At 36.8% G+C, this 22,623-nt stretch carries 21 protein-coding genes; 15 read left to right on the forward strand and 6 right to left on the reverse strand.

What is annotated here, in order from left to right:
- Positions 1-28 precede the first annotated feature (28 nt).
- The 4 genes from EV197_RS05235 to EV197_RS05250 are packed head-to-tail and all read right to left on the reverse strand — an operon-like array spanning position 29 to position 3,085.
- Entirely contained in the window at positions 29-628 is a 600-nt protein-coding gene (locus EV197_RS05235) for a LemA family protein (RefSeq protein ID WP_130285674.1), read from the reverse strand.
- Positions 629-650: 22 nt separating this feature from the next.
- Positions 651-980 carry a MerR family transcriptional regulator gene (locus EV197_RS05240; RefSeq protein WP_130285675.1) on the reverse strand — a complete coding sequence of 110 codons (330 nt, stop codon included), beginning with the start codon at positions 978-980 and terminating at the stop codon, positions 651-653.
- Positions 981-985: 5 nt separating this feature from the next.
- Positions 986-2,101: a CapA family protein gene (locus tag EV197_RS05245; RefSeq protein ID WP_130285676.1), complete on the reverse strand. Its 1,116-nt coding sequence runs from the start codon at positions 2,099-2,101 to the stop codon at positions 986-988.
- Positions 2,102-2,107: 6 nt separating this feature from the next.
- Positions 2,108-3,085 (reverse strand): M23 family metallopeptidase, encoded by a 978-nt coding sequence (locus EV197_RS05250; protein WP_130285677.1) that lies wholly within the window; start codon positions 3,083-3,085, stop codon positions 2,108-2,110.
- Between the two features lie 230 nt (positions 3,086-3,315).
- Here EV197_RS05250 and alaS point away from each other — a divergent pair, with 230 nt between their 5' ends.
- Positions 3,316-5,952: an alanine--tRNA ligase gene (alaS, locus tag EV197_RS05255; RefSeq protein ID WP_130285678.1), complete on the forward strand. Its 2,637-nt coding sequence runs from the start codon at positions 3,316-3,318 to the stop codon at positions 5,950-5,952.
- A 33-nt stretch (positions 5,953-5,985) separates the two neighbouring features.
- On the forward strand, positions 5,986-6,933 hold the full coding sequence (locus EV197_RS05260) for a GSCFA domain-containing protein (RefSeq protein WP_130285679.1): 948 nt from the start codon (positions 5,986-5,988) through the stop codon (positions 6,931-6,933).
- A gap of 204 nt (positions 6,934-7,137) precedes the next feature.
- Here the strand turns inward: EV197_RS05260 and EV197_RS05265 are convergent, their stop codons facing one another.
- The gene (locus EV197_RS05265; protein WP_130285680.1) at positions 7,138-8,910 is read right to left on the reverse strand and encodes an aromatic amino acid hydroxylase; all 1,773 of its coding nucleotides are present in this window, start codon (positions 8,908-8,910) and stop codon (positions 7,138-7,140) included.
- Positions 8,911-9,010: 100 nt separating this feature from the next.
- Between EV197_RS05265 and EV197_RS05270 the strand changes: the two genes are divergently transcribed.
- Positions 9,011-10,645 carry a T9SS type A sorting domain-containing protein gene (locus EV197_RS05270; RefSeq protein WP_130285681.1) on the forward strand — a complete coding sequence of 545 codons (1,635 nt, stop codon included), beginning with the start codon at positions 9,011-9,013 and terminating at the stop codon, positions 10,643-10,645.
- Positions 10,646-10,696: 51 nt separating this feature from the next.
- Here EV197_RS05270 and EV197_RS05275 read toward each other — a convergent pair whose 3' ends face one another.
- Positions 10,697-11,122, reverse strand: coding sequence for an META domain-containing protein (locus EV197_RS05275; protein ID WP_130285682.1), 426 nt, complete (start codon positions 11,120-11,122; stop codon positions 10,697-10,699).
- 89 nt (positions 11,123-11,211) lie between these two features.
- On the opposite strand from EV197_RS05275, the gene EV197_RS05280 reads away from it, so the two are divergent.
- From EV197_RS05280 to paaZ, 12 genes are all read left to right on the forward strand, one after another.
- Complete coding sequence (locus tag EV197_RS05280) at positions 11,212-11,799, forward strand: TetR/AcrR family transcriptional regulator (protein ID WP_341273011.1); 588 nt, start codon at positions 11,212-11,214, stop codon at positions 11,797-11,799.
- 75 nt (positions 11,800-11,874) lie between these two features.
- A complete protein-coding gene (paaE, locus tag EV197_RS05285) occupies positions 11,875-12,948 on the forward strand; it encodes a 1,2-phenylacetyl-CoA epoxidase subunit PaaE (RefSeq protein ID WP_130285684.1) in 1,074 nt (357 codons plus the stop codon).
- Positions 12,949-13,000: 52 nt separating this feature from the next.
- Positions 13,001-13,957: a 1,2-phenylacetyl-CoA epoxidase subunit PaaA gene (gene paaA / locus EV197_RS05290; protein WP_130285685.1), complete on the forward strand. Its 957-nt coding sequence runs from the start codon at positions 13,001-13,003 to the stop codon at positions 13,955-13,957.
- Positions 13,958-13,969: 12 nt separating this feature from the next.
- Positions 13,970-14,254, forward strand: a complete 285-nt coding sequence (paaB, locus tag EV197_RS05295; protein WP_130285686.1) for a 1,2-phenylacetyl-CoA epoxidase subunit PaaB — start codon at positions 13,970-13,972, stop codon at positions 14,252-14,254.
- A gap of 110 nt (positions 14,255-14,364) precedes the next feature.
- Entirely contained in the window at positions 14,365-15,120 is a 756-nt protein-coding gene (gene paaC, locus EV197_RS05300) for a 1,2-phenylacetyl-CoA epoxidase subunit PaaC (protein ID WP_130285687.1), read from the forward strand.
- A gap of 22 nt (positions 15,121-15,142) precedes the next feature.
- Complete coding sequence (gene paaD, locus EV197_RS05305; protein WP_130285688.1) at positions 15,143-15,646, forward strand: 1,2-phenylacetyl-CoA epoxidase subunit PaaD; 504 nt, start codon at positions 15,143-15,145, stop codon at positions 15,644-15,646.
- A gap of 19 nt (positions 15,647-15,665) precedes the next feature.
- Positions 15,666-16,445 (forward strand): enoyl-CoA hydratase-related protein, encoded by a 780-nt coding sequence (locus EV197_RS05310; RefSeq protein ID WP_130285689.1) that lies wholly within the window; start codon positions 15,666-15,668, stop codon positions 16,443-16,445.
- Positions 16,446-16,501: 56 nt separating this feature from the next.
- Positions 16,502-17,722: a 3-hydroxyacyl-CoA dehydrogenase NAD-binding domain-containing protein gene (locus EV197_RS05315; protein ID WP_130285690.1), complete on the forward strand. Its 1,221-nt coding sequence runs from the start codon at positions 16,502-16,504 to the stop codon at positions 17,720-17,722.
- A gap of 5 nt (positions 17,723-17,727) precedes the next feature.
- Positions 17,728-18,135: a PaaI family thioesterase gene (locus EV197_RS05320; RefSeq protein ID WP_130285691.1), complete on the forward strand. Its 408-nt coding sequence runs from the start codon at positions 17,728-17,730 to the stop codon at positions 18,133-18,135.
- A gap of 20 nt (positions 18,136-18,155) precedes the next feature.
- A complete protein-coding gene (locus EV197_RS05325; RefSeq protein ID WP_130285692.1) occupies positions 18,156-18,695 on the forward strand; it encodes a hypothetical protein in 540 nt (179 codons plus the stop codon).
- A 44-nt stretch (positions 18,696-18,739) separates the two neighbouring features.
- Complete coding sequence (gene pcaF / locus EV197_RS05330) at positions 18,740-19,948, forward strand: 3-oxoadipyl-CoA thiolase (protein ID WP_130285693.1); 1,209 nt, start codon at positions 18,740-18,742, stop codon at positions 19,946-19,948.
- A 110-nt stretch (positions 19,949-20,058) separates the two neighbouring features.
- Positions 20,059-22,557 (forward strand): phenylacetic acid degradation bifunctional protein PaaZ, encoded by a 2,499-nt coding sequence (gene paaZ, locus EV197_RS05335; protein WP_130285694.1) that lies wholly within the window; start codon positions 20,059-20,061, stop codon positions 22,555-22,557.
- The last annotated feature ends 66 nt before the right edge of the window (positions 22,558-22,623 follow it).

The following is a 22,623-nucleotide window of genomic DNA, read 5'->3' on the forward strand; positions in this document are numbered from 1 at the left end:
TTAAGGTTTAAAATGTTTAGAGTTGAATTTAGAAATTGAAATCAACATCAGGTGCTTTTTCGCTTCCTTCATCCGCCTTAAAACGAGCCATTTCTTCAAAATCTCCAAACCATCTAAGAATTATATTGTTGGGAAACACCTTTATGTATTTATTGTACTCCCCAACCTTTTCATTGTAGCGATTTCGCTCTACATTGATTCGGTTTTCTGTACCCTCTAATTGGGATTGTAGATTTAAGAAGTTTTGATTTGCTTTGAGATCCGGATAGCGCTCTACTGTAACTAATAATCGTGAAAGTGCAGAGCTTAAGCCACTTTGCGCTTGTTGAAATTGATTGAGTTGGTCAGCAGTGATATTGGTTGGATCAATGGATACCGAGGTTGCCTTAGAACGTGCTTCAATCACTTCTTTCAGGGTGGAGCGTTCAAAATCCGCAGCTCCTTGTACGGTTTTTACCAAATTACCAATTAAGTCACTTCGCCTTTGGTAAGCACTCTCTACATTGGACCAGGCTGTTTTAGTATCCTCTTTTAAAACGACTGCGTTGTTATATTTTCCTGCGGATAGCCAATACACAAGAAGTAATAAAATAGCAATAACTATGATTGCAATAATACTTTTTTTCATAATCCTAAATGAATTGATAGTGTTATAATTGTTCTTTAATTTTAAGCAATTGGCCTTTAATATATTCTAGTTTTCTAATAAGCTCAAAATTATCGAGGACACCTTGCTTTTGCTCTTTGAGATGAATTTTTGCACCTTCCAGGGTAAAGCCTCGTTCCTTAACTAAATGGTATATTAGTTCTAAGTTTTTTATGTCCTCTTGGGTGAATTTTCGATTGCCCTTAGCATTTTTTTTGGGTTTTAGAATATCAAATTCCTTTTCCCAAAAACGGATTAGCGAGGTATTAACGCTAAAGGCATCAGCTACCTCTCCAATGCTATAGTACATTTTTTCTGGTAAGTCTACATACATAGTGTTTAGTCTTTTTGTTGTATAAAACTCCCATCTTCTTTAAAAACCAATTTGCTTTCCGGGAAATCCTCTTCAGTAAGTCTTTTAATTTCTTTTAGTGCGCCTTTGTCGTCATCCATAAATGGATATATTTCGTCAATTTGCTTGGCAGAGTGCAACTTACCACTAATAAAATTACCTTCAGTATCAATTAAAACCTCCGCGATTGGTGCATATCCTTTAACTCCAGTAAGGCTAAACCTACTATAGGTGCAAAAGTTCCCCAAACTATAGGCAATAAACTTATTGTTATACACTTCAAGGGCCCTAGATACGTGTGGTCCGTGTCCAAAAATAATATCAGCACCTGCATCAATCATTTCGTGCGCAAATTTGTACACATTACCTCGATCTTCCCCATAAAACCGTTCTGTTTTTCGGGGTACGTGGGTGTGTTGAAAACCTTCTGCTCCGCCGTGAAATGATACAATCACAATATCTGCTTTTGCTTTTAATTCAGTAACAATCTCTTTTGCTTTGGTTAAGTTATGAATTTTTAAGCAATCTTTATTAGGGGCAAAAGCACAAAAACCATAGGTTATCCCATTTTTTTCAAAAATAGTAGAGGGTTGTGCAAATACACCTGCATAGGCAATGTTGTGCCTAGCCAGTGTTTTAGACGTATTTTTAATACCGATATCCCCAAAGTCACCAATGTGGTTATTGGCAATACTCATTACATCAAATCCTGCATCTTCAAGATATTTCCCAAAGCGTTCTGGTGAGCGAAATGAATAGCATTTTGAGGGGTCCGAACAGTGTTTGGCATTTTTACCTTCATCAGTTAAGGTGCCTTCCAGGTTGCCAAATAATATGTCAGCTTGGGATAAAACATCTTTAACTTTTTCAAAGGGGTCGGTTCCCTCAGGTGGTAAATAGTGGGGTTCAGGAAAATTGGTACCCATCATAATATCACCAACAGCCATAACCTTTATGAATTGAGGCTTTTTAGCTAGTGCTATCTTTTCCGCAAAAGTCGTGGTAATAGTATACATTGAGTCAAGTACTTCCTTATTGTATTTTTGGGCATTAACCTGATACCCTAGTGCTGTAATGAAGACTAGGAAAAGTACGTTGCGCATAGTGGATTAATCTAGAGATTCGTTTATTAAATTCGATGCTTTGAGCATTTCATTGAACTCCTCAGAAGTTAAACTTCCATAATAGAAGTTTCTTGGGTTTATTCTGTCCCCGTCTTTAAATATTTCGTAATGAAGGTGTGGAGCCACAGATCTTCCGGTACTACCTACAAATCCAATGATGTCTCCTCGTTTTACCTTTTGACCTGGTTTTACATTATATTTACTAAGATGGGCATAAAGACTTACATAATTAAAACCGTGATCAATTCTTACATGCTTTCCATATCCAGTAGAATTTGCATCGGCTCGTGTTACTACACCATTACCGGAGGCGAATATAGGAGTACCTGTTGGAGCTGAAAAGTCCATGCCATAATGAAATTTTCGTGCTTTGGTAAACGGATCACTTCTCCATCCATATCCAGAAGCCATTCTTTTTAAATCTTCATTTTTGATTGGTTGAATAGCAGGAATAGTAGCTAATAACTCTTCTTTTTGCTCCGCAAGATTTGCGATGTCATCAAGTGATTTAGATTGAACAACAATTTGTTTTGTTAATTTATCTAACCGTTCACTGGTTTCTATGATCATTTCTGAATTATCGAAACCTTCTAAATTTTTATACCGATTTACTCCACCGAATCCTGCATTTCTTAATTCTTCAGGTATCGGTTTCGCACCAAAATAAAGGCGATAAATATTATCGTCGCGCTCAGCTATTTCGGTTAATATATCTTCATTGCGTTTTAAACGCTTATTGATGAGTTCGTATTGAAGCTCCATATTTTCCAACTCGCGGCGTAATGCTTTTTCTTTTGGAGTTTCGAGTTGAGGAATGTTGAGATAAACTAATAAAAGAATAAAACCGGCCAAAAGTGCTCCTAGGATACTCAGAATAGCAATACCTGCTTTTCTACCTTTTTTTTGTTCAATTTTTCGGTAAGAAAGTGTATCGCTGTCGTAATAATATTTAACCTTTGACATATTCTAAATTATACTATTTTTGCAGGATGTTTGCTTAATTCACCTCTTAATATAGCTTACAAATAAAGCACAAATATAGTAAAATGTATATAAGTGTGGAAAAAGCGGAAAAAAGTGAAGTGTAATTACTTCTTTTTTATAAGATAAATTGGAGTTGGTTATCATAAATAGTAGTATAGCGGCAGTACGTTAAATTAATCAAAATAAAGACTACATAAATAGATAAGTGTATGAAATCTCAGGATATTAGAAAGCAGTTTCTAGAATTTTTTAAAGCAAAAGGACACAGTATAGTTCCTTCTGCCCCTATGGTAATAAAGGACGATCCAACTCTGATGTTTACCAATGCTGGGATGAATCAGTTTAAAGAATATTTCCTGGGAAATGCTACGCCAAAAAGTAGTCGGGTTACAGATACTCAGAAATGTTTGCGGGTAAGTGGTAAACACAATGATTTGGAAGAGGTTGGTATGGACACTTATCACCATACGATGTTTGAGATGCTAGGTAACTGGAGCTTTGGGGATTATTTTAAGAAAGAAGCAATAGCTTGGGCTTGGGAACTATTAACGGAAGTTTTTAAAATTGACAAAGACATACTTTATGTTTCTGTTTTTGAAGGAGAAAAAGATGAAAACCTCGAAATGGATCAGGAAGCGTATGATATATGGAAGGAGATTGTACCCGAAGATCGAATTATACTAGCCGATAAAAAGGATAATTTCTGGGAGATGGGTGATCAGGGACCTTGTGGGCCTTGTTCTGAGATACACGTGGACATAAGATCAGCAGAAGAGAAGGCAAAAATCCCAGGAAAGGATTTAGTAAATGCCGATCATCCTCAAGTAGTAGAAATCTGGAACTTAGTATTTATACAGTTCAATAGAAAAGCCGATGGTTCTTTAGAAAAATTACCTGCACAGCATATTGATACAGGGATGGGATTCGAACGTCTATGTATGGTATTACAAGATGTGAAATCTAATTATGATACGGATGTGTTTACACCGATGATTAGAGAAATTGAGACCATTACAAACTCAAAATATGATAAGGATAGTAATCCAGAAGATGAAAAAGGTAAGGTGAGTGTGGCTATCCGCGTAATTGCGGATCATATAAGGGCTGTAGCGTTTTCTATTGCTGATGGTCAACTACCTAGCAATACAGGTGCTGGATATGTGATTAGAAGAATTCTGCGTAGAGCAATCCGATATGGTTTTACGTTCTTAGATCAAAAATCACCCTTTATATATAAATTGGTAGATACCCTTGCTAATCAGATGGGACAAGCTTTTCCGGAGTTAAAATCCCAAAAGAATCTTATTGTAAATGTAATAAAGGAAGAAGAACAATCCTTTTTAAGAACCTTAGACCAGGGGTTAGTTTTATTAGATCAGGTTATTGAAGAAACAAAAGGTAAAGAAGTAGCAGGAGAAAAAGTTTTTGAGTTGTATGATACCTATGGTTTTCCCGAAGATCTTACGGCATTAATATTGTCCGAGCAAGGATTATCCTATGATAGTAAAACATTCAATACGGAATTACAAAAGCAAAAAGATCGATCCAGAGCAGCATCACAGGTGTCTGCTGGTGACTGGGAGGTCGTTTCTGATGAGCCTGCAGGAACTTTTATAGGATATGATCAATTAGAAGCTGAGGTAGCTATTGCGCGATACCGTAAGGTAGAAAGTAAAAAAGAAGGAGCACTTTATCAATTAGTGTTTAATCATACCCCATTTTATCCTGAAGGTGGAGGACAAGTAGGTGACAAAGGTTATCTGGAGTCCGATAATGGAGATGTGGTGTATATTATAGATACTAAAAAGGAAAATAATTTAATTATTCATTTGACCAAAAGCTTGCCAAAAAACTTGAAGGATAGTTTTAAAGCAGTGGTCGATAGTAAGCAACGCAAAAGAACCGCTTCAAATCACACCGCAACACATCTTTTGCATCAAGCGTTAAGAGCAGTCCTAGGAACCCATGTGGAACAAAAAGGGTCTATGGTGCATAGTGGAAATCTTCGATTTGATTTTTCACATTTTTCTAAGGTTTCTGCAGAAGAATTGCAGGAAGTGGAAAACTTTGTCAATGCAAGGATTAGAGAAGGTTTACCCTTAGAGGAGCAAAGAGAAACCACATACGATCAAGCAATTAAGGAAGGTGCTATTGCATTGTTTGGTGAAAAATATGGGGATTCGGTTAGAACGATTCGTTTTGGTGAGTCTATGGAATTATGTGGTGGTACTCATGTCCAAAACACCAGTGATATATGGCATTTTAAAATTACATCAGAAAGTGCAGTGGCTGCAGGTATACGACGAATTGAAGCCATAACAAGTGATGCTGCTAAGGAATATTTTTCAGAGCAAACTCAGGTTTTAGAAGAGGTAAAAGCAATTCTTAAAAACCCAAAAGATCCGGTTAAGGTAATTAATTCACTTCAGGAAGAAAATTCAAATCTTAAAAAACAAATCGAGGCTTTATTAAAAGATAAAGCTCGAAATATGAAGAGTGAGTTAAAACTAGAGTTTGAAGAAATTAATGGGATAAAGTTTTTGGCAAAAAAAGTGGATCTTGATGCAGCAGGAATTAAAGATTTGTCTTTTGAGTTGGGTGGTGAAATTGAAGATATTCTTTTAGTTCTTGGATCCAATCAAAACGGTAAGGCCTTATTATCTTGTTATATTTCAAAGAACTTAGTGGATGAACGGTCTTTAAACGCGGGTCAAATCGTACGCGATTTGGGTAAATTTATCCAAGGCGGTGGAGGTGGACAACCATTCTTTGCTACAGCAGGGGGTAAAAATCCAGCTGGTATAGAAGAAGCTCTTATAGAAGCTAAAAAAATAGTGGCTAAGTAAAGTTTAGTGTTACACCATTAAAATGAGTAAATCATGGAGTTGCAAACGAATATAAAATTATCAAAAGGTACTCCACTGATTGATTATGATTCCAATCTATTTATGGTTGGTTCTTGTTTTGCGCAACATATTGGTGATAAATTAGAGTATTTTAAGTTTAAAAATTGCATCAATCCATTTGGTATTTTGTTTCATCCCAAAGCCATTGAAACCTTTTTATACATGGCAACTCAGCAGGAAGAATATGCAGAAGAGGATATTTTTTTTCACAATGAGCAGTGGCATTGTTTTGACGCGCATTCTTCGCTTAGTAGTTCCGATAAACTGGAGCTCTTGTTTAATTTAAACAACAGATTGATTAATACCTATACCAAGCTGAGGTCAGCAACGCACGCTATTATTACTTTAGGGACATCTTGGGTATATCGATTACGACAACTCGACATGGTGGTTGCCAATTGTCATAAAGTACCATCAAAAGCGTTTGAGAAACAATTACTTTCTGTAGCCGAAAATGAAAAGAGTATAGAAAACTGCATTGCGCTCTTACGAAGCGTTAATCAAAATATAAAAATAATCATTACGGTTTCTCCAGTACGTCATTTAAAAGACGGAATGGTCGAAAATAACCTAAGCAAAGCAAATCTGATCAGTGCGATACATTCTGTAATGCAAAAGGACAGCAGTATAGCTTACTTTCCTTCTTACGAAATCATGATGGATGAATTAAGAGATTATCGTTTTTATAACCAAGATATGATACATCCTTCACCCCTAGCTATATCTTATATCTGGAATAAATTTAAGGAAACCTGGGTTAGTCCTGATGCTCGTGCACTAATGCAAAATATTGAAGAGATTCAGAAAGGTTTAGCGCACAGACCTTTTAATCCAAACTCTGAAGCCCATCAACAATTTTTAGAAAAATTAGATGCTAAGAAAAATAAGTTAACAGCAGTGTATCCTCATATCAAGTTCTAAAAATTGTATTCGTTTTTGTAAGTCCCTTTCTTCTAATAAAAAAGTTGTTGCCGTATGTTTACTTCAGCTTTACTATGTTCACTAACAATAAACTGGTGGATTTTTTAACTAGTTTTATATTGTGAGGTTTTTTTAACTTGAAACCGGATACTACTTATTCAAGTAAGTAATGTCCGGTTTACAAGTCATACATGATATTTTATCTTACAAAATATTTTCTACAGCCTGTTGTTGAATAATCTGAATTCCGGATTCAATAAGATGTTTAATTTTAGGTTTTTGAAGCTGTTGTGCTTGTAGATAGCTTAATAATTTTGCTGCAAAAGAAGGTTCACGGTCATATACCAATTCATAGATTTCTATGGCTAATAACCAATCCTCTTTATGTGTTTCTTTTAAGATTTCAAAAACACCTTCGAGCGAAAAATCACTATCCTTACCTTCTCTTATGTTTCTAACAGATTGGTATAGGCGGTGTAATTCTTTTTCTTTATCAGTAAAAGTGGGCTTAAAGGTAGTAGAGGTGGTTTTATGATTTACCAAATCAAAAGAATAGTCATCAGCAGGACCACTAAACGCAGCGACGATTTCTTTACCTACCGCAAGATCAAAAGTCCCCCACTCCGGTTTGAACAAATATTCATCCTTGTACTTCACCGTACATTCGCTAAATTGAATCAATATCAAATCCCCTTGAATATTACGCATACCTGTAATGTTATTCCCTGCAACGGTGATACCACTTTCAAACTCAAATTCAATATACTCGCCGTCATAAAAATGATAGGCTTTGAGATCCCTGGGAGACATGTTTTCTATGGCAAGATTAATACCTTTGAGTTTTCCAAGCGGCGATCGAAAACCGTTAGGGTGAAAATCTACACCGTGGTTGATGAGCTCTTTTTCTCTAAATGACAATGCCGTAGGGCCTTCGGTTTCAAAATAAATAACTTCGTTATCTTCATTTTTTAACATCCTCGTAAATACCCCGGATATTTGTAATCCGGTACTGAGTTCAATCGTACCTAAGTTGTTAGATTCAATGAGTTTTGCCAACCCGCGGTGTCCTCCTTTACGCAACGCCATGGTATTAGCAAACTCTTCTAATACTTGACTTAAATAAGCAAAATCAGGAGTAACATATAGTTGTGGTTGCGGTTTAGTGATGTCAAAATCTTGATAAGCAGCTTCTGGCGCATATGGTAATTTTTTCACCTGATTCGTCATACACCATTCGCTTTCTCCGATTGAAGAGAGTAATCCTGCACCATAGATTTTTGGGTTTTCGGGTGTTCCGATTAGTCCATATTCTACTGTCCACCAATGTAAGTTTCTAATCAAAGCCATTTCTGAGGGTTCATCCTTGCGATTTTGGAGTTTGGCTACTTTTTCTTCAGCTTCTTCGATTTCTTCTGGTTTCGTATTAGGCGCTTCTTTAAGTATGGATAATAGTCTTACGGCTTCATACATTTCGTAATCTTTCTTGGAGGAAATCGCTTTGCATCCAATTTTGCCGAAACGTCTAAGATATTCGGCATAATCAGGGTTTGCGATTATTGGAGCGTGCCCGGCCGCTTCGTGTATGATATCGGGTGCTGGGGTGTACTCAATATTTTCGAGTTGTCTTATATCTGATGCAATGACAAGGATGTTGTAGGCCTGAAACTCCATAAATGCATTAGGAGGTATAAAACCATCTACCGCAACGGCAGCCCAACCGATTTCTTTTAATATTCTATTCATCCCATACATACTTGGGATTTCTTCAATCGAAATTCCTGTTTTTTGTAATCCTTCTAAATAAGATTTATGGGCAACTTTACTTAAACTAGCTACGTTTTTTCGCATTACATATCTCCATACCGCGTGATTAACAGGGGTGTAGTCCTCGTAATTTTGAGGTTTAATAAACTGTTTTAAGTGTGGGGGTAATCTATCTATCAGGGGATTACTTTCTATATCAACGAGACCAGACATAATTTGAATTTCAAAATAAAAGGTGAAATTAATAGTTTTTATTTTTAAAAAAAGGCTTACTTATTATTAAATTTGTTAAATCACTTTAAAAAAAGACGATATGAAGTCCTACAAATTACTACTGCCTTTTATTTTTTTTATTTCATTAATACAGGCACAGGTTACCAACGAAGGTAAGCCACAAAGTTTTAACCTCAAACAAAAAGCAACAGTTGATCCCATTAAAATGCCTGAGTTTGATTTAAAAAAAATTCAGGAAGAAGATAAAATTAATGACCAGGATAGAGCAAAACCGTGGAGATTTGGCTATGAGTTTAGTGTTGATTATGGAATGAAAAATTCTGGCGTATGGGACGAAATTCCAGGTAAAGGAAGAATATGGAGAGTGTTAATTGAGTCGAAAGGAGCAAAAACATTAAACTTTGTTTTTAATAAATATAAAGTTCCTACGGGAGCTACAGTGTATTTATATAATGATGATAAAACGGACTTACTAGGTGCTTATACAAATGTGTTTAACAGACCAGATGAAATGCTAGGAACCTGGATGGTTGATGGAGATAAGGTTTGGATCGAGTATTTTGAACCAAATGCTGTAAGAGGTCAGGGGAATTTAAATTTGTCTAAGGTGGTACATGGCTATCGATCTGTAACAAACGCTGAAGTTATGGCTAAAGCATTGAATTCGTCAGGAGATTGTAATCAGGATGTTGATTGTCCTGTGGGTAGTGATTTTGATGCTATCAAAGATGAACTTAAAAGAGCAGTTGGTTTTATTATTCTTAATGGCTTTGTTTGTTCGGGTACTCTTATTAATAATACCAATAATGATGGTGCGCCTTATTTTTTAACAGCTAATCATTGTGATGAAGGGTCACACTCAACATGGGCATTTCGATTTAACTGGATCAGCCCAAACCCTTCTTGTGCTACTGTTGCTAATAGTACCGATGCTGCCGTAAATCAAACGACAAGTGGTGCTACGGTTCTGGCTGCAAATTCTAAATCTGATATGAAATTACTTAGACTTGATGGAGGATTAGATGAGTCTTGGGATCTTGAGTGGGCAGGATGGGATCGTTCTGATAACACACCTAGTTTTGTGGTAGGAATTCATCATCCAAGTGGAGATATTATGAAAGTATGTAGAGAAAATGATGCTCCAACAAAAACAGCAATTAGTTTTAACGGTAATCCAAGCACGGAGATGTGGCGAATTGCAGATTGGGATTTAGGTGTAACTGAAGGAGGGTCTTCGGGTTCTGCAATTTTTGATCCAAGTGGTAGGATTGTAGGTCAGTTGGCCGGTGGTGCAGCTGCTTGTCAAGGAACAAATGATAATAACCAGTTTGATGTATACGGACGATTTAATATCTCTTGGGACTTTGGAACTACAGATGCTACTAGATTATCAAACTGGTTAGACCCTGCAAACACAGGTCAAACCACTTTAGATCGATTGTCACAAGTATTAAGTGTAGAGGATAATCTATTGAAGGAAGGTATTCGTTTATTTCCTAATCCTGTAGAAGAAGAGCTAACTGTTATTAATTCATCAGGTAATCCAATTCAATATAAAGTGTTTAATCTATTGGGTCAATTGGTTAATGCGGGCAAAGATGATTTGGAACGTTTTCCTATTAATGTAGCTAATAATAAAAGTGGTATGTATTTTATTACTATTGAAGATATGGTCACTAAAGGAAAAATCAGTCAAAAAATTATCATCAAATAATATTTTGCTTTAAAGTTTTATAAAAAAAGGAGATCATTGGATCTCCTTTTTTTATTCTTTTACGCCAGCAAGTAGCGTTTTCCCTTCCATACCATTAAGCAGTAATTGATCTGATTTTAATTGCGTTGTTTTACAAGAAGTCAGCGCCTTAAAAAAATCCTTTTCCAGATCTCCTAAATCTGGACAATATCTTTTAGTAGCCATCGGAATGTCAATTACAACGCCATTATCCGATACGGTGTAAGTTGAAGAATACGTATTACAACCAGAATAGCCAGATACCTTTTTGTTTTTTTTGTCAAACTCCATAGTTATATTATGCTCTGATACGTTTTCTCCGTTGAGTTGGGTAACCAAATACTTTCCATCTAACGTGCTTATTGTTTTTTCTGTAGTACTATCAGATGCGTTCTTTTTAGCTGAAGAACACGCTAAAAATAAAAAAGAAACAAATATTGATGCTGCTAGTGATTTCATAATTTAAGTGATTAGAGTTTATACAAATTTATCTTTTTTAGCATAAAAAGATTAAATCTACATGGGTTAATCCATATTAAAATTTATTTTTGAGTAAAAGAACAAAAATGAAGCCAGAAGGAAGAAAGCAAGAAATTATTGATTCAGCTGCTATTCTCTTCAAAGAAAGAGGGTATAGTGCGGTGACTATGCGAGACCTGGCCAGAGCTATGGGAATTAAAGCTGCGAGCTTGTATAACCATATACAATCAAAACAAGAAATTTTAGCTTCTATAATTATCGATCTGGCCGAACATTTTACTACCGGAATGAATGAAATTGTTAAATCTGATTTAACAATTATCAAAAAATTAGAAAAAATCATTGAGCTTCATATTGATATTACATTGACCAATGCCGATGGACTTGCTTCGTTAAACAATGACTGGATGCATTTAGAAGAAGAAAATCTTACTTATTTTGAGCAAATGCGTCACGATTACGAAGAAAATTTCAGACAAATAGTGCGTACAGGTGTTAATAATGGTGTGTTGGCTAATAATAATATTGAAATCATTGTCTTTTCTACACTTTCTACCCTCAGAACACTATATCTATGGTATCCTAAACAAAGAACTATTGATCCAGACATTTTGAAGAAAGATATGATCACCGTTCTGTTAAAAGGAATCATATAAAATTAACTATAATTTTTTGCTAGTAAAACTAACAATCGTTAGTTTTGTAGAACTACAACGTTTTAGATTGAGTATATGGCAGAATTTTATGGTGTTAAGGTACAAGAGGTTAAGAAAGAAACGAAAGATTGTACATCTATTACTTTTGATATCCCAAAAGAATTAAGAGAAGCGTTTACCTATAAACAGGGACAGCACCTTACATTAAAAGCGATTATTGATGGGCAGGATATCAGAAGATCCTATTCCCTATGTTCGAGCCCGGTTGAAAATAAATGGCAAGTGGCCGTTAAAAAAATTCCTGGTGGAATATTTTCTAATTATGCCAATGATTTATTGAAAATTGGAGATACCTTAGAAATTATGCCACCTTCCGGTCGTTTTTATGTGGATGTGGACCCTACAAAAAGTAAACAGTACATTGTTTTTGCAGCAGGTAGTGGCATCACTCCCATATTGTCAATTATTAAAACGCACTTGGCCTTAGAGCCTTATAGTAGTTTTAAGCTGTTTTACTTGAATCGAACCGCAAAATCCATTATATTTAAAGAAGAGATTGAGGCCCTTAGAAATAAGTATTTTGGAAGATTTGAAATATTTTATTTTCTAACTAAAGAACAAAGAGATATCCCATTATTAAATGGGAGATTTACAGCAGAGAAACTTCAAGAGCTAACCTCTAAAGTTTTTGATGTTGCTGAGGTAGATGAATGTTTTGTTTGTGGACCAGAGGAGATGATATTTTTAATACGAGATCAACTTGTTGCTTCTGGATTGCCTAAAGAAAAAATACACTACGAACTTTTCTTTTCTGGTGCATCAGAACAAAATAATAAAAGAGCAGCCGAGGCCATAGAACATAAATTTGATGGTACCAAAGTAACCATCATAGACGGCGGAAAAGAATTTCACTTTGCTATGGACGAAGAATATGACAATATCTTGGATGGTGCCTTAGCCGCTGGAGCAGATTTGCCTTATGCTTGTAAAGGGGGAGTGTGTAGCACTTGTAAGTGTAAAGTGGTAGATGGATCCGTAGAAATGAAAGTTAATTATGCCTTGGAAGAGGATGAGTTGGCTAAAGGGCTAATACTTTCCTGTCAGGCTGTACCCACTTCTGAAAAAGTTGTGGTTGATTTTGATGTGTAAAAATTAAAATATTACGACTTAGCTAGTTGTTGAATTAAAAATAAATGTTGTTATGAGTGAGAAAGAAGTTAAGAACTTAGAAGCAATTTTTGAAGATAAAATTGCGCGTGATGAGAAAATAGAACCAAAAGACTGGATGCCAGAGAAATATCGACAAACACATATTCGTCAGATATCTCAGCACGCCCATTCAGAAATAGTAGGTATGTTACCCGAAGGAAACTGGATAACCAGGGCACCTTCTTTACGCAGAAAAGTTGCCTTGCTGGCAAAAGTTCAGGATGAGGCAGGTCACGGTTTATACCTTTATAGTGCTTGCGAAACCTTAGGTGTTTCAAGAGAAGAACTCTATGAGCAATTACATATCGGCAAAGCAAAATATTCAAGTATTTTTAATTATCCGACCATTACTTGGGCAGATATTGGTGCTATTGGTTGGTTAGTAGATGGTGCAGCGATCATCAATCAGGTACCGCTTTGTAGTACATCTTATGGTCCCTATGCTAGAGCGATGATTAGAGTTTGTAAGGAAGAAAGTTTTCACCAAAGACAAGGGTATGAAATTATGATGATCTTGGCTAATGGAACTCCAGAGCAAAAAGAAATGGCACAGGATGCGCTGAATAGATGGTGGTGGCCAGCCTTGATGATGTTAGGTCCAACTGATGCGGAATCAGTTCATACAGAACAATCCATGAAATGGAAACTTAAGAGAAAAACTAATGATGAGTTACGTCAACAGTTTATTGATCAAACCGTACCTCAGGCAGATCTGATTGGACTTTCCATACCTGATCCAGATCTAAAATGGAACGAAGAAACCGGTCACTATGATTTTGGAGCAATTGACTGGGATGAATTTTGGCAAGTAGTAAAAGGTCACGGTCCTTGTAATAAAGAACGTTTAAACGCCAGAGTTTCCGCTTGGGAAGAAGGAGAATGGGTGAGAGATGCTGCTATGGCATATGCTAAGAAGCAAGAGAATATAAAATTGAAAAAAGCAATCTAATAATTTTAGAAGATGAAAAATAACTGGCCACTTTGGGAGGTTTTTGTAAGAAGTAAGAATGGATTAGAGCATAGACACTTCGGAAGTTTACATGCTGCCGATGCAGAAATGGCTTTAGAGAATGCCAGAGATGTATACACACGTAGAAATGAAGGTGTAAGTATTTGGGTAGTCGAATCAAAACATATTACAGCTTCTAATCCAGATGATAACGCAGAACTGTTTGAACCCGCCAAGGATAAGGTGTATAGACATCCTACTTTTTATGATTTGCCAGATGAGGTAAAACATATGTAAGGAGTATAACGGTACCTGTGTTTAGCATCTATTTGGATATCAGCTAAGATATATACTTAGATATATACTATTAGAGCTGCATATTCAACTTAAAATTCAATTTCAGAGAAATGAAAAACGATAATTTAATACAATATATATACAGTATTGCGGATAATGCTTTAATTCTTGGACAACGGCTTTCGGAATTATGTGGCCATGGGCCAAGTTTAGAGACAGACATCGGAATTACTAATATGGCGCTCGATCTTTTAGGGCAAACCAGAAGCTATTTTCAATATGCGGCTAAGCTTTCTGAAGAGGATATAACCGAAGATGACCTGGCTTATTTACGGACAGAGCGTCAATATAGAAACGTCCTATTGGTAGAGCAGCCCAATAGAGATTTTGCTTATGTAATCACCAGGCAATTCTTATTCGATGCCTTTCATTTGCTGCTTTTACAAAAACTTCAAAATAGTGCTGATGAAACGTTAAGTGCTATAGCTAAGAAAAGTATAAAAGAGGTAAGCTATCATTTCAGGTTCTCATCGGATTGGGTAAAGAGACTAGGAGATGGTACTGATAAAAGCCATGCTAAAATTCAGGATGCCGTTGATAATTTATGGACCTATACCGACGAACTATTTCATAATCTAGGTACTGATTCCGAACTGATTGAAAAAGGAATTGCAATAGATCTCACCAAATTAAAAGAGGAGTATTATAATAAAATAAAAGAAATTATTTCGGAAGCAACATTGTCAATTCCAGAATCTAAATATTTCCAAAAAGGTGGAAAAAAAGGAATCCATACCGAACATATGGGGTATCTATTAGCAGATCTGCAGTATATGCAACGTACTTACCCAAATATGAAATGGTAAGTCTCCATCAAATAAATTTTTTATGACCGTAAAATTAGAGCAACATATTGATCCTTCATTAATTCCAGTCCTTCAAGAAGTATATGATCCGGAAATACCGGTACTTTCTTTAATGGACATGGGAGTAGTGCGGTATGCCCAGCTAATTGATGGTAAAGTTAAAATTAAGATCACACCAACCTACAGTGGTTGCCCGGCTATGGATGTTATGGCGGATGATATTGTGGCGGCTTTTGCCGAGCAAGATATGGAAGCGGATGTAGAGTTAGTTTTATCACCTGCCTGGACAACAGATTGGATTACTGAAAAAGGTAAAAAAGCTCTAGAAAAGTATGGTATCGCTGCTCCTCTCGAAGAAAAGTTGGATAAAGCCGCGCTGCTAGGCAATGAAAAAATAGTAAAGTGTACCAATTGTGGTTCTACCAATACAAAAATGATTAGTCAATTTGGTTCTACAGCGTGTAAAGCATTATTTCAATGTGAAGACTGTCAGGAACCCTTTGATTACTTTAAATGCTTAAAATAACTAATCTTAAATAAACAACATGGCTTCTATAGAAGTATCGATTGCAGATCATATTGCAAAAATTACCCTCAACAGACCAGAAAGTTTTAATAGCTTTAACAGAGAAATGGCACTTTTGCTTCAAAGTAAATTAGATGAATGTAAAAGTAACGATGATGTGAGAGCCATAATTTTAACAGGAAACGGTAAAGCTTTTTGTGCCGGTCAGGATTTAAAAGAAGTTACTTCTCCAGAACTCAATCCAGGTTTTAGAAAAATATTAGAAGAACATTACAATCCCATTGTAGAACGAATTAGAGCAATCGAAAAACCGATAATCGCCGCTGTTAACGGAGTCGCTGCAGGAGCTGGAGCCAACTTGGCACTGGCTTGTGATATTGTTGTGGCACACGAACACGCAGCTTTTATTCAGGCATTCAGCAAAATAGGATTAATACCAGATAGTGCAGGTACCTTTTTCTTACCAAGATTAATAGGATTCCAAAAAGCTTCAGCTTTGATGATGCTTGGAGATAAAGTAAGTGCTACGGAAGCCGAATCTTTAGGTATGCTATATAAGGTTTTTGAGGCAGATACTTTTGAAGAGGAAGTACATAAATTAGCAAATACTATTGCTAAGATGCCTACTAAAGCGCTGGGGCTAACCAAGAGGTTGTTGAATCAATCGTTAACTAATGATTTAACACAACAATTAAACTTAGAGTCAGATCTTCAAATAGAAGCTGCAGAAAGTGAAGATTATGCTGAAGGGGTTAAAGCATTTATCGAAAAAAGAAAACCAGTTTTTAAAGGAAAGTAATTAACGATTGCTTAACAATAATATACTTCCAAAACTTTAAAAAACAGCTCATTACAATGACACTTCAATCAACAATACATGCCATAGGAATTATTGGATCAGGAACTATGGGTAGTGGTATCGCTCAGGTAGCAGCTACGGCGGGTAGTGCAGTCATAGTTTTTGATACTAATAAAGAAGCTTTAGAAAAGAGCGAAAAGGCACTTGAAAAAATATTGACCAGATTGGTCGAAAAAGAAAGAATAACGACTACAGCAAAGCAAGATATACAAAGTAATATTCGCTATGTTAATAATTTAAAAGAGTTAAAGGATACTGACTTAGTTATCGAGGCTATCGTGGAGGATTTATCCATTAAACAAAAGGTGTTTTCAGAGTTGGAAAATTACGTATCAGCAAATACTATTTTGGCATCAAACACCTCTTCACTTTCCATAGCATCAATTGCTTCTTCTTTAGATAAGCCCGAGCGTTGTATCGGGATTCATTTTTTTAACCCTGCTCCTTTAATGAAATTAGTTGAGGTTATACCCGCGGTTCAAACTTCTAAAGAAGTTTTACAGCAGGTCGTAAGCACAATTAAGAATTGGAAAAAAGTGGTTGCAATTGCCAAGGATACTCCTGGGTTTATAGTAAATAGAGTAGCACGACCTTTTTATGGAGAGTCTTTAAGAATATTTGAAGAAGGGATTGCAGATATACCAACCATCGATACAGCTTTAAAATCCATTGGCGGATTTAGAATGGGTCCTTTTGAATTAATGGATTTTATTGGCAATGATGTCAATTACACCGTAACGGAGACTGTATTTAAAGCTTTTTACTACGATCCAAGATACAAACCTTCATTTACACAAAAAAGGTTATCAGAGGCCAATTATCTAGGTAGAAAAACGGGCAAAGGATATTATAATTATAATGAAAACGGAAAGATTTCTTCTCCTAACATAACCGCAAACATAGCAACAACAAAAAAAGATGTGGATCAATATATTTTTGATCGGGTCTTAGTCATGTTAATTAATGAAGCGGCCGATGCGTTGTTTTGGAATATTGCCTCAGCAGAAGATATTGATAATGCGATGACTAAAGGAGTGAATTATCCAAAGGGGTTGTTAGCCTGGGCAGATGAAAGAGGAATTTCCTGGTGTGTTACTACTTTAGACGAATTGTATGATGAGTATCGCGAGGATAGATATCGTTGCAGTCCATTACTTAGAAGAATGGCCAGGCAACAAGAAACCTTTTTTGCATCAGAAGCGGTAACTAATAAGTAATAACTATGTTAAAACCAGAGGCGATACCTCATAAAATGATTTCTTTAGACCCTTTTAGCAGTTGGTTAGGGATTGAAGTACTAAGCGTTGAAGTTGGCAGATGTAAAGTTGGTATGACTATTCGCAAAGAAATGTTGAATAGTATGGGAAAAACACACGGTGGTATTTCATATAGCTTAGCAGATACAGCATTTGGTTTTTCTGCAAATACGCATGGCAAATATGCGGTGTCTATTGAAACGTCTATAAATCATATCGAAGCGCTAGAAGAAGGGGACTACATTACAGCAGAGGCGGTTACGGATATTAGTAAGACTAAGGTGGGTTTTAATATTGTTGAAGTAAAAAGAGGAGAACAGATCGTAGCACTATTTAAAGGTGTAGTATATCGAACAGCAAAAGATTGGGAATGAAATTAACGAACACAAAACTCATGAGAATTTTAGTAATCATAGTATTAGCTACCTTTTTTTCTTGCAAAAAGAGTGCTGAATCTAGAACTGAAGTGTTGGAAGGCACAGAAGTAACCAAAGCTGAACCTAAAGAAGTAACAACCCAAAATCCACTGGGTGATGTTTTTGGAGATCAAATAATTATGGAAGTGGATGAAACAGTTTTTGTTATTGATAATGGCACAAATAGGGCTAATGAAGATATGTCAGCCGGAATTATGAAAATGCTTGCTCCTCAACCTTATGCAACTTTTAAGGAAAGAATGCTACAAAAGCAAAATGAACAGCAAGGTATTGAGGTGTTGAGTATCGAAGAGACAGAACTGGAGGGTAAAAAAGTACTTTTAGAAAGATCTAAAACACTGGATGATGCAGGTGAGGAGATGATGATGGTGATGTATGCTTTTCCAGCCTCAGCGGAAAAAACTATCATGATCTCTTCGTATTATATGAAAAACGAAGAAAAGAAATATTTACCATTGATAGAACAGTCGGTACTATCGGCTAGACTAAGAGAATAAAAATTTAAGATAACCTATTGGTTAATAAAGAGTAAGGCAATAGCATGAAAAACGCATATATAATTGATGGAGTTAGAACTCCAATCGGAAATTACAAGGGAACCCTATCTACGGTTCGTACGGATGATTTGGCCGCTTTGGTAATCGAAAAATTAGTGGCTAAATATCCGAATATCCCAAAGGAAGCATATGATGATGTAATTCTTGGCTGTGCTAATCAAGCGGGTGAAGATAATCGGAATGTAGCAAGAATGGCTTCGTTATTGGCAGGTTTGCCTTATACAGTTCCTGGCGAAACGGTAAATAGGCTATGTAGTTCAGGACTTTCAGCAATCATACATGCTAACAGAGCAATTAAGGCAGGTGATGGAGAGCTCTTTATTTCTGGTGGAGTTGAAAATATGACCAGAGGTCCTTATGTGATCGCCAAGCCTTCTTCCGCCTTTGGAACAGATGCTAAGATGTACGATTCCAGTTTTGGCTGGCGATTTGTAAACCAAAAAATGCACGATCTATACGGAACAGACGGTATGGGTAATACCGCAGAAAATTTAGTGGAGAAGTACGATATATCCAGAGAAGATCAGGATACTTTTGCCTATTGGAGTCAAATGAAAGCTGCCAAAGCTCAAGAATCAGGGCGATTAGCGAAAGAAATCGTTGCGGTAGAAATTCCGCAGCGCAAAAAAGACCCCATAGTGTTCTCTGATGATGAGTTTATCAAACCAGGAACTTCAAAAGAAATTTTGGCCAAGTTAAGACCTGCCTTCAAAAAAGAGGGAAGCGTAACTGCGGGGAATTCTTCTGGGTTAAATGACGGAGCAGCTGCTACAATTGTAGCTTCGGAAGATGCGGTTAAAAAATATGATTTAAAACCGATGGCAAAAATTGTTAGTTCAGCCGTGGTAGGAGTAGAACCAAGAATAATGGGTATTGGGCCCGTGGAAGCTTCAAACAAAGCATTGGCAAAAGCGGGCTTGACTATGGATGATATTGATATAATTGAGTTGAATGAAGCATTTGCTTCACAGGCGCTTGCTTGTATTAGAGCCTGGGGTTTAAAAGATGATGACCCAAGAATTAATCCTAATGGTGGTTCCATAGCGATCGGTCATCCACTGGGTGTTACAGGCACTAGAATAGCCTACTCTGCAGCATTAGAACTACAAGAGCAGAACAAAAGATATGCTCTTATCACTATGTGTGTAGGTGTAGGACAGGGTTATGCCTGTGTTATTGAAAGTGTAAGTTAGTGGGTCTTTAGAGATGTGCACTAAAAGTTTGAAAAGTTAAAAAAACGATGGCTATTCCGTCCTGAAGCATCGGGAGAATTGGAATCCAAATTAGGTTTAAATAAAATAGTATGAAAACACTACAAAGTTATATCAACGGTAAATGGGCAGAAGGATCTGGAGACGGAATCATCATGCACGACGCCGTTACCGGAGAAGTTATTGGTAAATCTACTACCGATGGACTTGATATTCCTGAAGTTTTACACTATGGTAGGACAAAAGGTGGCGAAATGCTGCGAAAAATGACGTTCCAGGAACGTGGTAATATGATCAAAAAGCTTGCTCTTTATTTGACTAAAAGAAAAGAAGAGTTTTATGAAATCAGTTACCGAACGGGTGCAACGAGAATTGATAGTTGGATAGATATTGAAGGAGGGTTTGGTAATTTATTTGCGAATGCTTCTTTACGTAAATTATTTCCTAACCAGCCGTTTCATGTAGAGGGCGACCCTGTAGACCTGTCAAGAGGAGGTCGATTTATGGCACATCACATTTTAGTACCTAAACGTGGGGTAGCAGTTCATATCAACGCCTTTAATTTTCCGATTTGGGGAATGTTAGAAAAGTGCGCCGTAAACTGGATGGCGGGTGTACCAGCAGTGGTGTTACCTGCGCCACAAACTGCATATTTAACGGAAGCAGTAGTTAGAGTCATTGTAGATTCAGGTATAATGCCAGAGGGGTCTTTGCAGTTATTAAGCGGAATGACTAAAAATATTTTGGATACGGTAGAGTCTCAAGATGTAGTAACGTTTACGGGATCAGCTCACACCGGTAAGATGTTAAAAGCACATCCAAGATTGATCGAAGAATCTGTACCTTTTACTATGGAAGCCGACTCCTTGAACGCTTCTGTTTTAGGGGAAGACGCAGTACCGGGTACGCCAGAGTTTGATCAGTTTATCAAAGAGGTTCGCAATGAAATGACGGTTAAATCTGGTCAAAAATGTACTGCAATTCGCAGAATTATTGTGCCTTCAGGATTGGTTGAAGATGTTCAGATTGCTTTAGGAAAACAATTGGATAAAGTAACGATTGGAGACCCAAGATTAAAAGAAGTACGAATGGGTGCTTTGGCAAGTAAAAAGCAAGTGGAGAGCTTTAAGAATAATGTTTCTGAGATTGCTAAAACCGCACAGATCGTTTACGGAAGCTTAGACAAAATAGAAACTATAGGAGCAGATGCGTCAAAAGGCGCTTTTGTTAGCCCTATTTTAATGCGAGAGGATAAACCATTGCAAAATGATAGCGTTCATACGATAGAAGCTTTTGGTCCAGTGTCTACCATAATGCCTTATGATACTTTGGAGGAAGCTATAGAGCTAACCCATAGAGGTAAGGGGTCATTGGTTTCTTCAATTTTTACCTATGACGATAAAATAGCTAAAGAATTTGTGGTTGGTGCAGCATCGCATCACGGTCGTATTCTAGTAGGTAACCGAGAGAATGCACGTCAGAGTACAGGCCACGGTTCACCATTACCGATGTTAGTTCACGGAGGTCCAGGAAGAGCTGGAGGGGGTGAAGAAATGGGAGGTATGCGCGGTATCAAACACTATATGCAGCGCTGCGCAATTCAAGGAACACCAACTACAATATCAGAAGTTACCGGAATTTATCAAGCCAATGCAAAATATAAAGAAACAGATAAGCATCCGTTTGCCTATCATTGGGAAGATATTGAACCAGGTATGTCAATCAAAACGCATAAACGAACCATTACGGATACAGATATTATTAATTTTGGTAATCTAACGTGGGATCACTTCTATGCACATACCGATATTACCTCGTTAGAAGGTAGTATTTTTGAAAAAAGAACTGCTCACGGGTACTTTATCCTTGCCGCTGCTGCAGGATTATTTGTATATCCTAATAAAGGACCTGTAGCCGCAAATTATGGTTTGGAAGAATGTAGGTTTTTAAGACCAATTTATCATAATGATACCGTCTACGTAAGACTTACTTGTAAGCAAAAGATAGATCGAGATCACCGTGGTAAGGATTTGCCTAGTGGAATTGTAAAATGGTTTGTCGAGGTTTATGATCAGGAAGAGGAGTTGGCGGCTATTGCAACCATATTAACTATGGTTCAAAAGAAATCTCCTTTTGTTCCAATCGATCGTACTAATATCGAAAATTATTTAGCAAAGCTTACAGCGGATGCTCAACCAAAGTGGGGGTCTATGACGCCTCAACATATGCTAGAACATCTGGAACATACCATACGTATTGGAGCGGGAGAAATCCAGGATTTTGAAATTGCTACACCCGAGGAGCATTTAGAGAAAGTGCAGGAAATGATCTATAACCATAAACCTATGCCTCGAGGACACCAGCATCCTTTAATGAAAAAAGGAGAATTGGAGGAATTAAAGCACCCTGATTTAGAAACTGCAAAACAAAAGGTGGTAGAAGCATTGGATAATTTAGATAACTTTTTTAAAGAGCATCCAGAGGCAACAACAAGGAATGCAGTTTTTGGTGATATGAATAAGTTTGAATGGGAATTGCTAAATGTGAAGCATCTAAATCATCATTTTGAACAATTTAAACTGTTGGATTAATTTGCTCGAATTTTCTGTGCAAGGCAGGAAGTTTACACTATTGAAAATAAAAATGTACAACCGAAA

Origin of the sequence: Aquimarina brevivitae (genome assembly GCF_004216895.1) — a bacterium.
Lineage (GTDB): Bacteria > Bacteroidota > Bacteroidia > Flavobacteriales > Flavobacteriaceae > Aquimarina > Aquimarina brevivitae.

Bases quoted from the DNA above. Each gene is read 5' to 3' on its own strand.
- EV197_RS05235 (WP_130285674.1), bottom strand. From the start codon at position 628: ATGAAAAAAAGTATTATTGCAATCATAGTTATTGCTATTTTATTACTT.
- EV197_RS05240 (WP_130285675.1), bottom strand. From the start codon at position 980: ATGTATGTAGACTTACCAGAAAAAATGTACTATAGCATTGGAGAGGTA.
- EV197_RS05245 (WP_130285676.1), bottom strand. From the start codon at position 2,101: ATGCGCAACGTACTTTTCCTAGTCTTCATTACAGCACTAGGGTATCAG.
- EV197_RS05250 (WP_130285677.1), bottom strand. From the start codon at position 3,085: ATGTCAAAGGTTAAATATTATTACGACAGCGATACACTTTCTTACCGA.
- alaS (WP_130285678.1), top strand. From the start codon at position 3,316: ATGAAATCTCAGGATATTAGAAAGCAGTTTCTAGAATTTTTTAAAGCA.
- EV197_RS05260 (WP_130285679.1), top strand. From the start codon at position 5,986: ATGGAGTTGCAAACGAATATAAAATTATCAAAAGGTACTCCACTGATT.
- EV197_RS05265 (WP_130285680.1), bottom strand. From the start codon at position 8,910: ATGTCTGGTCTCGTTGATATAGAAAGTAATCCCCTGATAGATAGATTA.
- EV197_RS05270 (WP_130285681.1), top strand. From the start codon at position 9,011: ATGAAGTCCTACAAATTACTACTGCCTTTTATTTTTTTTATTTCATTA.
- EV197_RS05275 (WP_130285682.1), bottom strand. From the start codon at position 11,122: ATGAAATCACTAGCAGCATCAATATTTGTTTCTTTTTTATTTTTAGCG.
- paaE (WP_130285684.1), top strand. From the start codon at position 11,875: ATGGCAGAATTTTATGGTGTTAAGGTACAAGAGGTTAAGAAAGAAACG.
- paaA (WP_130285685.1), top strand. From the start codon at position 13,001: ATGAGTGAGAAAGAAGTTAAGAACTTAGAAGCAATTTTTGAAGATAAA.
- paaB (WP_130285686.1), top strand. From the start codon at position 13,970: ATGAAAAATAACTGGCCACTTTGGGAGGTTTTTGTAAGAAGTAAGAAT.
- paaC (WP_130285687.1), top strand. From the start codon at position 14,365: ATGAAAAACGATAATTTAATACAATATATATACAGTATTGCGGATAAT.
- paaD (WP_130285688.1), top strand. From the start codon at position 15,143: ATGACCGTAAAATTAGAGCAACATATTGATCCTTCATTAATTCCAGTC.
- EV197_RS05310 (WP_130285689.1), top strand. From the start codon at position 15,666: ATGGCTTCTATAGAAGTATCGATTGCAGATCATATTGCAAAAATTACC.
- EV197_RS05315 (WP_130285690.1), top strand. From the start codon at position 16,502: ATGACACTTCAATCAACAATACATGCCATAGGAATTATTGGATCAGGA.
- EV197_RS05320 (WP_130285691.1), top strand. From the start codon at position 17,728: ATGTTAAAACCAGAGGCGATACCTCATAAAATGATTTCTTTAGACCCT.
- EV197_RS05325 (WP_130285692.1), top strand. From the start codon at position 18,156: ATGAGAATTTTAGTAATCATAGTATTAGCTACCTTTTTTTCTTGCAAA.
- pcaF (WP_130285693.1), top strand. From the start codon at position 18,740: ATGAAAAACGCATATATAATTGATGGAGTTAGAACTCCAATCGGAAAT.
- paaZ (WP_130285694.1), top strand. From the start codon at position 20,059: ATGAAAACACTACAAAGTTATATCAACGGTAAATGGGCAGAAGGATCT.